Origin of the sequence: Bacillus sp. CH140a_4T (genome assembly GCF_008923725.1) — a bacterium.
GTDB lineage: Bacteria > Bacillota > Bacilli > Bacillales > Bacillaceae_G > Bacillus_A.
In genome coordinates this window covers 332,369-343,948 of record NZ_WBPF01000016.1, presented here as the reverse complement: position 1 = coordinate 343,948, position 11,580 = coordinate 332,369, and the positions used below count along the sequence as shown (strand labels likewise).

At 34.2% G+C, this 11,580-nt stretch carries 10 protein-coding genes and 3 pseudogenes; 1 reads left to right on the top strand and 12 read right to left on the bottom strand.

All coding sequences use genetic code 11. The annotated features are described in order from the left end of the window. Positions 1-11: 11 nt before the first annotated feature. The 12 genes and pseudogenes from aceB to F8162_RS17160 form a co-directional block, all read right to left on the bottom strand. A complete protein-coding gene (gene aceB / locus F8162_RS17210; RefSeq protein ID WP_151631350.1) occupies positions 12-1,601 on the bottom strand; it encodes a malate synthase A in 1,590 nt (529 codons plus the stop codon). Positions 1,602-1,789: 188 nt separating this feature from the next. Next, positions 1,790-2,452, bottom strand: a complete 663-nt coding sequence (locus tag F8162_RS17205) for an S-layer homology domain-containing protein (protein ID WP_151631351.1) — start codon at positions 2,450-2,452, stop codon at positions 1,790-1,792. A 338-nt stretch (positions 2,453-2,790) separates the two neighbouring features. Beyond that, entirely contained in the window at positions 2,791-3,450 is a 660-nt protein-coding gene (locus F8162_RS17200) for an S-layer homology domain-containing protein (RefSeq protein WP_151631352.1), read from the bottom strand. Between the two features lie 442 nt (positions 3,451-3,892). Beyond that, positions 3,893-4,564, bottom strand: a complete 672-nt coding sequence (locus F8162_RS17195; RefSeq protein ID WP_151631353.1) for an S-layer homology domain-containing protein — start codon at positions 4,562-4,564, stop codon at positions 3,893-3,895. A 79-nt stretch (positions 4,565-4,643) separates the two neighbouring features. Next, positions 4,644-5,552, bottom strand: a complete 909-nt coding sequence (locus F8162_RS17190) for a DMT family transporter (protein WP_151631354.1) — start codon at positions 5,550-5,552, stop codon at positions 4,644-4,646. A 210-nt stretch (positions 5,553-5,762) separates the two neighbouring features. Beyond that, entirely contained in the window at positions 5,763-6,554 is a 792-nt protein-coding gene (locus F8162_RS29465; protein ID WP_413226576.1) for a methyl-accepting chemotaxis protein, read from the bottom strand. Between the two features lie 156 nt (positions 6,555-6,710). Continuing rightward, positions 6,711-7,490: pseudogene (locus F8162_RS29460) on the bottom strand (MCP four helix bundle domain-containing protein); the annotation flags it as partial. 135 nt (positions 7,491-7,625) lie between these two features. Beyond that, positions 7,626-8,894 (bottom strand): M48 family metallopeptidase, encoded by a 1,269-nt coding sequence (locus F8162_RS17180; protein ID WP_151631356.1) that lies wholly within the window; start codon positions 8,892-8,894, stop codon positions 7,626-7,628. 133 nt (positions 8,895-9,027) lie between these two features. Further along, positions 9,028-9,215: pseudogene (locus tag F8162_RS17175) on the bottom strand (hypothetical protein). A gap of 11 nt (positions 9,216-9,226) precedes the next feature. After that, complete coding sequence (locus F8162_RS17170; protein WP_151631357.1) at positions 9,227-9,526, bottom strand: hypothetical protein; 300 nt, start codon at positions 9,524-9,526, stop codon at positions 9,227-9,229. Positions 9,527-9,557: 31 nt separating this feature from the next. Beyond that, positions 9,558-9,878 (bottom strand): annotated as a pseudogene (locus tag F8162_RS17165) (hypothetical protein). Between the two features lies 1 nt (position 9,879). Continuing rightward, positions 9,880-10,734, bottom strand: a complete 855-nt coding sequence (locus F8162_RS17160) for a CPBP family intramembrane glutamic endopeptidase (protein ID WP_151631358.1) — start codon at positions 10,732-10,734, stop codon at positions 9,880-9,882. Between the two features lie 134 nt (positions 10,735-10,868). Here F8162_RS17160 and F8162_RS17155 point away from each other — a divergent pair, with 134 nt between their 5' ends. Next, a complete protein-coding gene (locus F8162_RS17155; RefSeq protein ID WP_151631359.1) occupies positions 10,869-11,573 on the top strand; it encodes a response regulator transcription factor in 705 nt (234 codons plus the stop codon). Positions 11,574-11,580 lie beyond the last annotated feature (7 nt).

Below are 11,580 nucleotides of genomic sequence, written 5' to 3'. Positions count from 1 at the left end.
CTTTTCATATTTTATAAAATTTCATAACCCGGTAATGTTAAAAATGGTACGAATTCATCATTCCGAACGAGATTTGTAAACAATGTTGTCGCCTCTTGGAATCTCCCATTCTTAAAGGCTTCTTTGCCAATCTCTCTTTCTATTTTTGCTAGTTCTTCTTCTTTTAGCTCTTCCATCAATTCAAGCGTAATATTACGTCCGTCATGTAGCTTTCCACCTTCATGACGAATCCATTGCCATACTTGTGCTCTAGAAATTTCCGCTGTTGCTGCATCTTCCATTAAGTTATAAATTGGTGCTGCTCCCCGTCCGCTTAGCCAAGATGCGATATATTGAATGCCTACGCTAATATTTAGGCGAAGTCCCTCTTCTGTAATCGTTCCCATTGGTACTTCTAATAAATCCTTTTCTGTAACATGTATCTCTTCACGTTTTCTAAAAATTTGATTCGGTGTTTTCATAATGTGATTAAATACTTCCATCGCGACTGGTACAAGTCCCGGGTGGGCAACCCAAGTCCCGTCATGACCGTCTAAAGCTTCGCGCTCTTTATCTGCACGCACTTTTTCAAAAGCTGCTTCATTCGCTTCTGGATTGTTTTTAATCGGAATTTGTGCTGCCATTCCTCCAATAGCTGGCGCATTACGGCGGTGACACGTTTGAATGACTTTCAAAGAATACGCGCGCATAAACGGCGCCGTCATCGTGACTTGCGCTCTATCTGGAAGTAAAAATTCATTATGATTACGGAAACCCTTTAAAAAACTGAAAATATAATCCCACCTTCCGCAATTTAATCCAGCAGAATGATCTTTAAGCTCATACAAAATTTCATCCATTTCAAACGAAGCGTGAATCGTTTCCAGTAGCACCGTTGCTTTGATCGTTCCGTTTGGAATACCGATATATTTTTGAGCAAATACGAAAACATCATTCCACAACCTTGCTTCTAAATGGCTTTCCATTTTCGGTAAGTAAAAGTATGGACCGCTTCCTTTTGCTAGAAGAGCTTTCGCATTATGGAAAAAATAAAGTCCGAAATCTACTAAGCTACCAGACATATTCTTCCCTTCAACTTGCATATGTTTTTCTTCTAAATGCCATCCTCTTGGACGCACAATTAATACAGCTGTTTTACTATTTAAACGATATTCTTTCCCGTTTTCATTTTTATGTGAAATCGTTCCCTGCACAGCATCTCGTAAGTTTATTTGACCTTCAATCGCATTCTCCCAAGTTGGTGAATTCGAATCTTCAAAATCCGCCATAAAAAGATGTGCTCCTGAATTTAAAGCATTAATAACCATCTTTCTATCTACTGGTCCAGTAATCTCTACGCGGCGATCCTCTAAATCTTTTGGCAACTTGGCAATTGTCCAATCCGCTTCACGTATGTGCTTCGTTTCTTCTAAAAACTTCGGAAACTCTCCTGCATCAATTCTCTTTTGTTTCTCCGCACGATGTTGTAAAAGTTCTATGCGGCGCTCATTGAAATTTTCATGTAGTTTCTTTAAAAAACTAAGCGCCTCAGGTGTCAATATTTCGTTGTACGCTGGTAACATTTCTCCGGGCAATGTAACCCGTGAAGTTTGCGTCGACATATTAGCATCCCCTTCTTAAACTGTTTTATAACAGATTTGATTTTATGTTTTATATTATATAACAAATCTTCAGAAAAGGAAGTTTTTTTTGAAAATTTTATTGTTTTTTTATGAAACTGTATTCTTCTACCGGCATTACACATAAAAAAGAAGCTAGTGTTATACAACACTAGCTTCTTTTTTATTATTTATTCAAACATTGATTTAAATAAGAACTGCGCATATTGTTCACGTGTTACCTTCATGTTCGGAGCGAAGTTACCCTTCCCGTCTCCTACTGAAATACCATTTGAACCTACTGCATTAATCGCATTTTCTGCCCAATGTCCTTTTGGTACATCTTTAAATCCTTGCGTTCCTTTTACTTCTAATCTAAACGCTTTCGTAAGAACTTGCGCCATTTCTGCACGTGTTAACGTAGCTTTCGGTCTGAAGTTTCCATTTTCGTCACCTGTAAAAATGCCTAATTCTGTTACTGCTAACACTTCAAAAGGAAACATCGTTGATTTATCATCAACAATATCATTATATGGGCTTTCTAATACCTCATCTTCACCAAATTCTTCATCAAGATCCAGTGCACGATAAATTAAAGCGGCCACTTGTTCACGAGTTACGTTATGTCCAAAGCCGAACACACCATTTCCATAACCAAGCATAATTTCGTATTCTGCTAAAGTTTGAATTGCTTCATAAGACCAATGTCCTGCTGGTACATCTTTAAAGTTTGCCTGACTTGCTTGTTGTGGCTTTGCAGCTAATTCAGCTTTTGCTGTTGTCCCTTCAGCACTAAATACTACTCCACCCATAATTGTTAAAGCTGTTGCTACTTTTAAAAATTTTTTCTTCAAAGTATTCTCTCCCTAAAAACATATTTTTTCTAATATAAAGAATTAATGGAAGCGTAACAATACAATTCCCATGTGATTTTTGTCTAATTTATGAACTATATTTCATATACTTTTATTTACACTCTATTAACAATAAAGTTACTAAACCGTATATTTAACCAATGAAAAGTTACTTTATTCATTTTCTCCTTATCCAATAAATTCCAACAACTAAATTACGAATAGCAAATCGATATACTTATAAATAATTTAAAATAAGAAAAAAGCGTGGAATTCCCGCGCTTTTTTCTTAATATATATTATATTAATATAACTTAAACATCCTTATATTTTAACTTTTATTCATAATCCTCATCTTTTACTGGAAAATAAAAAACAGCTTTATTTAAAAACGTTGCATATTGCTCACGTGTGACAACTTTATTCAGTTCAAATTTCCCATTTCCTGTTCCTACGACGACATGATTAGACTGCAGTGCACTAATCGCATTTTTTGCCCAATGATTATTTGGTACATCTTTAAATGTATGGTTCTTCTTCACCTCAAATGTAAATGCCTTCGTAAGAATTTGCGCCATTTCTGCACGTGTTACTGGTGCGGCTGGTCTAAAGTTTCCTTTTTCATCACCTTGAAAAATACCATGCTCTGTTAATACTAAAATTTCATCTAAAAACATGGTTGCCCTCTCAGAAATATCTTTGTATGGATTTTTTAAAGGTCCTTCTTTTTTCAAATTCAATGTACGATAAAGTACTGCTGCTACTTGTTCTCGTGTTACATTATCTCCTACACCAAACTTACCATTCCCATATCCTAACATTACTTTATTGTATACTACGTCCATTATATCGTCATATGCCCAGTAATTTACTGGAACATCATCAAACACAATCATTTCTGGATATTCTTCTGCTTTTACGTTTGGAACATTTGTACTTACAAACAAGCCGCCCATAATAGTTACCGTTGCCATTATACGTAACATGTTCTTCTTCATTGCCCTCTCCCCTTTATCTCCATTTGAAAAAACGGAAAATAATAGACTGAAATCCTTTCCAATATTACATATGTTGCCTCCGCACCCATTATGCAATATATTACATTTAAAAAATCTATTATTGTGAAAATCACTACTAAAGGAGAGCCAATTCGCTCTCAATTTCAATTTTTATACCGAATTGTACGCAAATCATTTCCCTTTCCTATGGTCATTTAAAGGTGTTTCTATACATTAAGTATTCTACTTTCTTAAAAAGAAATCCTTCACATTCTAAAAGTTCATTTTCTAGACAAAAAACGCAAATATATGTATATTTGCGTTTTCCTAGCATAATAGATTAGTTGTTTAAACGATATACTATCATCGCTTTATGTAAAAACTTCGCATATCGCCCAATGATTTTCTACTGCATTTGGAAATGTATGAGCTTTCTCTTTATCTATTCCATTTTCCCTGGAGAATTATCAATTGCTCGTTGTAAAAACTTCGCAAATTGCCCGCGTGTAACGAGCATTTCAGGCTCGAACTTGCCATCTCCCGTTCCAACGACAACTTTATTAGACTGCAGTGCACTAATTGCATCTCTTGCCCAATAGTTTTCTTGTATATCTGTAAATGTATGCGGACGCTTTGTGTTCAACTCATATGCTTTTGTTAAAATTTGCGATAACTCTGCACGAGTCATTGTTGCTTTTGGACGGAAATCCCCATTTTCGTCTCCTTTAAAAATACCAAGCTGTGTTAAGCGTAAAATTTCGTAAGGGAACATGGTTGATTTCGTACTAATATCTCCATATGGATTCCCATTAATCGCACTTCCTTTTACATGAAGTGCGCGGTATAATACTGCCGCCGCTTGTTCACGTGTTATATGATCTTCTACACCAAACTTACCATTTCCATATCCATACATAATTCGATGATATACTAAATTCGTAATTTCATCATATGCCCAATGACCTGTTGGTACATCATCAAATTCTATCATAATATTAGGGCTAGATTTCTGGATAACATCTGTATTTGCAGACACACCGTTCGCACCTACAAATATTCCTCCCATTAATGTTAACGATGTCGCTATCTTTACTAGCTTTTTCATCTCTCTCATCTACCTTTTCCTTTATTTTCCTACCATTTATATTGTACAAAAAATAAGAGGATTTTCAATAGAACGCGGATTAAATTATTTAAAATTCAGAATACAAATTTTCTTTTATCGCTATTTTTTCTTCCTTCGTTTTTCGAAAAGTAAATGCCATCCCTACAAATATAAGAACAATCCCTACTATTTGCATACTAGTCGGTCTAAACCCGGTAAATACTGTATCTAATAGTATTGCAACCGCAGGATCTAAGAACACTAATACAGAAATTAATCTCGTCGATAAATCTCTTAAACTGTCAAAAAATAAGTAATATACAAATCCAGTATGTATAAGACCTGTCGCTGTGATCATCATCCAGTTCATTTCTGTTAACCCTTGAAACTTGCCAAAATCTACGAATGGTAGCAATAAAAATATACCTAAAAAAGTTTGTAAAAATGTCATCGCATATGCGCTCGTATGCTGAATTCCTTTTCCTAATAAAGTAGTAAAAGCATAAAATAATGCTGCAAGAAGTGCCCATACCATTCCAGACGACATCATTTTTTCAAGCGATAGACTTCCATCTACTCCAGCTACTAAAACGGTTCCGATAAAACAAATGACAATGGACATAACTGCAAACACTGTAAGTCTCTCTTTAAATACAATACTACCAATCATTAATACGATAATGGGTGCAAGATGGTAAACTGAAATCGCAATTGTAATCGACATAACTTCAAACGCTTTAAATAGAAATACCCAGTTAAAAACGAGAAATACACCGCATGCTAATATTTGCATAACCTCTTTTTTATTCCATTTCTCATTTTTATACTGTCCTGTTACGAGCCAACATAATGCTAAAAATATAGTCGCACAAATGCAACGAACGAATACTAATTCAAAAGACGGTAAACCTGTTTGAACAGAAAAAAATCCAATTGATCCAAAAATAGACATCGAAAGGATCATTTTTATAGCCGGCATTGATTTTTTATTGAACACCCTTTCTCTCCTCCTATAACCTATCTTTTACAAATGAGAAATCTCCAAAACATTACGTATTATTATATATTACAATCGGAAAATTGTAAAAAATTAGAATATAACAAGTGACAGCCGCACAAAATTCCCATAAAAAAATCATCCTTTTTTATATAGGATGATTTTTTATTATTGAGAGGAATTTCTCTATGTTAAAACTTAAATATACTACTACTTTTGAAGAGTAAACTGGGCAACTATTTGTTTTAATTCTCCTGCTGCGTTATGCATATGTTCAATTGAAACCGAAATCTCTTGAACAGATTTTTCTTGTTGTTGAATAGACTCTTTTACCCTATCAGTTCGGTCAGATGATCTTTGGGAAATTTGAGCTATGTCTTCTGCAGAAGCCGAAATCTCCTCACTGCTCGCTGCAATTTCATCTGTAGACATAGATACCGTTTGAATTTGCTCAGATACTTGCTGTACTTTTTCTGTAATTTTTCCAAATACTTTTTCTGTATGGATTACTACTTGTGTACCTGCCTGTACCTCATTATCTACTTTCCCCATCATATCTACGGTATTGCTCGTTGTTCCCATAACTTGAGTAATAAGCTTCTCAATTTGTTTTGCAGAATTACTAGATTGCTCCGCTAATTTCCGCACTTCATCTGCCACGATTGCAAACCCTCTACCACTTTCCCCAGCACGGGCAGCCTCAATTGCGGCATTTAATGCTAATAAGTTAATCTGAGAGGCAATACCTTGCATAACATCAATGATTTTAACAATTTCTTCTGATTGTTCTTTCATAGTCTCTACTTGTTTAACACCGCTATGTACTGAATTTTGGATTATATTCATCTGTTGAATCATTTGTTTCATTAACTTATTACCACTCTCTGCATCTAATGCTGATTGAGCAGACAATTCATTTACAGATGATGATGTATTCACTATACTCTGCATTCCTTGTGTCAACTCTTCCATCGCACCTGCAGTTTGTTCCATTGCTTGCATTTGACTCTCTGCACCATTTGCAACTTCTTCAATATCCATCGTTATTTTCTTCGCCGCACTGCTAGATACTTCTGATGCAGATACCACTCCGTCTGCATGTTGGAATAAAAGCTGAATATTATTATCTACTTCTTTCATATTTGTTCTTAACCCTGTAATCATTTCATTAAAATCACTTACTAATACACCTAATTCATCTTTAGCATTGTACTCACCATGTACAGTTAAATCCCCATCTTTTGCTCTTTCCATCATACGACTAACAGTTTGTAAAGGAGCAACTATAAGCTTACCAATAATATAACTTACTATGCATATAATGATTGTAGTAACTACTACAAGAATGATAAAAGTGACAACAGATCGATCTATCATTTTTTGAGAATCTTTAAATACTTGATCAGCTAAGTTTGAAACATACGATTCTAGATCTACCGCATATCCAGCTAACTCTACCCCCTTCGGTTTTAATTCCTTCTGAAATTCGTTTACCATTTGTGGCTCGTTTGTTACCTTCGCTTTCTCAAACAAATTTTTATATGCATCTATATAACTTGGTAAAAATTTCTTCATCTTCTGAAACAGTTCATCCTCTTGCTTACTTAAATTAAAGCCATCATCATATTCTTTTAATAAAGACTCATATTTTTTAAGATCCTTTTCAATATTACCAATAATACCTTCTTTATTTGTCCCCTCATTTTGTGACGCTGTAATTAATTCTAGCAAGTTATATTCTAGTGAATTTTGTGTACGAAGCATTCCTTCTAATAAAATTGCAGAATATTGATAATCATCGACTACAACCTCTGTATCATGCTTAATCTTATTAATAGAATTAATTGCTACACCGCTCATAATTACCATGCTCAAAACTGCTAATGAAATAAGCGATAATAATTTATATTTCACTTTTAAATTTTGTAAAAAATACATTTTTTCACCTTTATTCCTTCATATATAGATTTTTAGAATTTTATAGCTTATTATTTACAAAATCACAATAAAAAGCAATGATAAATATTCCCAATATAAAACTTATATCTCTATAAAAAAGAAGTAGCATAATAGCTACTTCTTTTTGCTTTGTTTCTCATATTGTTCAAACGTATGAATTCTTTCGAAAATTGGTGGATGTGTGTATAAGAAAAACTTTACTAACGCAGGAGGATTTACTTGACTTAAACTCGTTTTTGATAAATATTGAAACGTTTTTACACCAGATTTTCCGTCCTTCGTCATGTCTAAAGCATATTGATCTGCCGCTCGTTCTTCTATACGAGAAACATAGTTTGTTGCTGGCTGTGATGCAAAAGAGAGTACAGAAGAAATTAAGAAAAATAAAGGTAAAATCGAAAAACATGCTACTTTTGAAATTTGCAGTGTATCTCCCCATTTTCGAATACACATATTTATAATACGGCTAATGAGATACATCCCTATAAACGATAGCAACATATAACTCGCAACGCCCCAATATATATGTTTCATAACATAATGCCCCATCTCATGGGCCATTATAAATAAAATCTCTTTATCTTTTAATTGCTTAAGCGTTGTATCCCACATTACAATACGAGCGTTAGGGCCAATTCCTGTTACATATGCATTTAATGCATTCGTTTTTTCCGACATATTTACTTCATATACATGTTTAGCTGGAATGTCAGCTTTTTCTGCTATCGCTAAAATTTTAGTTTCTAATTCTTTATTTTTCAGCGTCGAAAAGTCGTTATAAAGTGGATCAATAACGACAGGCTGTATGAATGTTAAAAAAATTGTAAATGGTACAGAGAGCGCCCACCCTGCTAGCCACCATCTCTTCGGAAATTTACGGATAAGCCATAGAAGAACGGCAACTACAATTAACATCGTCGCATAACTTTCCCAAAAACCGATAACGTGATCTTTTATCCAGCTTTGTGTACTTTGCGTTGAAATGCCGTAATCAACGGACACTTTTCGGCTAATCCATTGCATCGGTAGTGCAAGAACTGTTGTGAGTAACGATAAATAAAAGAAATAAATCGCAACTTGCAGGACACTTATTTTCGTCGTTTCCTTCGACCATCTCTCAAACTTTCTTGAAACACCGAGCACAAGTACAAATAATAAAATAATCCATTCAAGAGGCGTCGCTAAAAAGTACAGTAAATTTTTCACGCGCGAATAATCTTGGCTTAGCGTAAGCTCTTTTGCATTCATAAACGTTTCTGGATCTGCACTCGTTCCTTTATACATGTCCGGAATTAGTTCATGATTCCATCCAAATAAATACCAATATATAAGCAACGCAAACCCAACGTACAAAAAAAGCGACCACCCAATAACCTTCCTCACGCTATTCCCTCCTCTATGCTGCCTGTCTATTATTATTGTAAGTTCGTACATGCTAAATTAGAACAAGCTTATTATGCGAATTGCTCGAAAGCCTTCTATTCACCAAAAAAACTCTTCTACAAAAAGAAGAGTTTTACCTACCTTTAGACACTTTCTTCGGTTCATACTCTGGGATAAGAAATATACTTACAACCCAGCATATGAAACCAGCGCCTTTTATATAGCGGATATATTCATATTCTTGAAAAAATAACGTCGTTACAATAATCGTAAAAAACCAATTAAAACTAGTACGTATCCTATTTGCTTCTTAGATAACATAACGCCACCCCTTAAGGAAGTACATCCATTAATAAACTAAAATCTTGTAAAGAAAAAGAACTATATTTCATAATACCCTGTACAGCTAAAAGTAAAATAAGACCGGTCACACACATATAATTAATGCTTTCTTCACTCTTTTTTTCAGCAACTATTCCGCCGCTTATACATAATACTCCTAACAAATGGAGTGCTAAATACATAAAGAAATAAGCTTCCTCCCAGCGAAGAATAACATTGACTGTCGTGATCAGTACTATACTAAGCAAAATCAAATAAAAAAACTTATTTGATGATATTGTTTCATTCATATAATTTTATACATCCCTTTCAAATTTTGAATTAATGATGTTTCAAAGCTATAAAGTAAATGATAGTTTGCATACCATAAAACAAAAGGAAAGCCCCCATTCCTTTCTCGAATACTTTATGAACCCACATATACTTCTCTTCATTTTTTTGAAGATACGCTTCATCATTGCTTCTACAATAAGACCAAATAATATTTTCTTTTAAATGAGTACTAGAAAATAAGTAATACTCTGGAAACACAATCGTATCTACTACAAGTTGCAACCAGTGACGAACACTTTTATCACACATATCTGTAAGTGACGTAGATTCTATAATGTCTTTCAATATTTCTCCAAACGTTTTCTTCATCTTACTTATCCCCGACTACGTCTGAAAAACTCTTTTCCTGCTCTACATATATAGCTGGCATTTCTTTATTCCAATATTTGCGGTTAACAAATAAAAAGATGAGTACTAAGTTTAATCCCGTCATAAAAATAATAAGTCCTGGAAAGAACGTCGTATAATTTGAGAAATCTGCAAAACTCATTATCTCTTCTTTATTTATTAGAAAAGAAGCACCGATTACAAATGCATTGTTTAACATGTGAATAGCAATTGGCATGAGTAAACTATTCGTACGAATATACACGATTGATAGTACAACGCTAAATACAACTGCACCCAGGAAATCAACGTGTAACAACGCAAACAACATCGCTACTACAATGATCGCTATACTCGTTCCCCATTTTGCTGCAAAACGTTGCAGTAAAAATCCCCGAAAAATAAATTCACCAATAATTGGTGCGATGAATACAACCATAATAACTTGGTATACATATCCCCCTGTGCTATCTATAATCGGTTCACGTAACGCATTCATAATAAATTTCGGTGTAATCCACGCAAAGCTATACATGTACAAAATAAGATACCCATAACTAAACACGCATAACATAATCGCAATGCATAAAACTTGCACCAGGTTAAATGTTTCATTTTTATTAATAAATAACGAAAAGGAAACACGGTGTTTTCTATATTCAAAAAAAATCCACGTAATCGGAAGGATATAGAATATAAGAATATTTATAAAAGTAGAATTTTGCATATGAAATGTATTTTCTATCAATTCATTACTGGCTCTTGCAACTAAAGTTAATAGTGCAAATATAATTAAAAAATATCTAGCTCGCATCGTTTGAAACGGATTCACACTCATCTCCTCCCCTATGTTACTTTTATCATATCATTTGATTCTTAATTTTTTGAGAAAGAAAACCTTAAAATTTCCTTAAAAATTCCATAAGTTACAGAAAGATGATATGATATTCGAGGAAATTAGGAGGGATTTTTATGTATGAAGCAAATATTTTGCTCGTTGATGATGAAACAGCAATTTTACAATTACTAACTACCATTCTTGAAAAAGAAGGTTTTTCTCATATTACAACTGCAACATCCGCTGAAATAGCTTTATCTCTCACCGAGCAAAACGATTACGATTTAATTATTTTAGATGTCATGCTTCCTGGTCAGTCTGGTTTTGATATTTGTCCCATCATTCGCAAAAAAACAGATTGTCCTATTTTCTTCCTCACAGCTAAAACATCTGATTTAGATAAAATATCTGGATTTTCACAAGGTGCAGATGATTATATTACGAAGCCATTTAATCCACTTGAAGTAGTAGCTCGTATGAAAGCACAACTCCGTAGACATATGAAACAAGCCGTACCACACGAACAAAAAGCACACTCCAGTTCATTTGGTAGATTTGAAATTGATCGATATTCCGCAGAACTTACAGTAAATGGACATGTTGTCGAATGTTCCGCCCAGCTGTTTCAGCTACTACTCTTCTTTTGCGAGAATCCGAACTACGTATTTTCGAAAGAAGAAATATACGAAAAAGTTTGGGGAGCACCTGCCTATAATGGCGATGATAATACCGTTATGGTCCACATTCGAAAACTACGTGAAAAAATTGAACAAGATCCAAGTAAACCAGAATATATAAAAACTGTACGCGGACTTGGCTATAAGTTCATTACAAAGTAGGGTGACG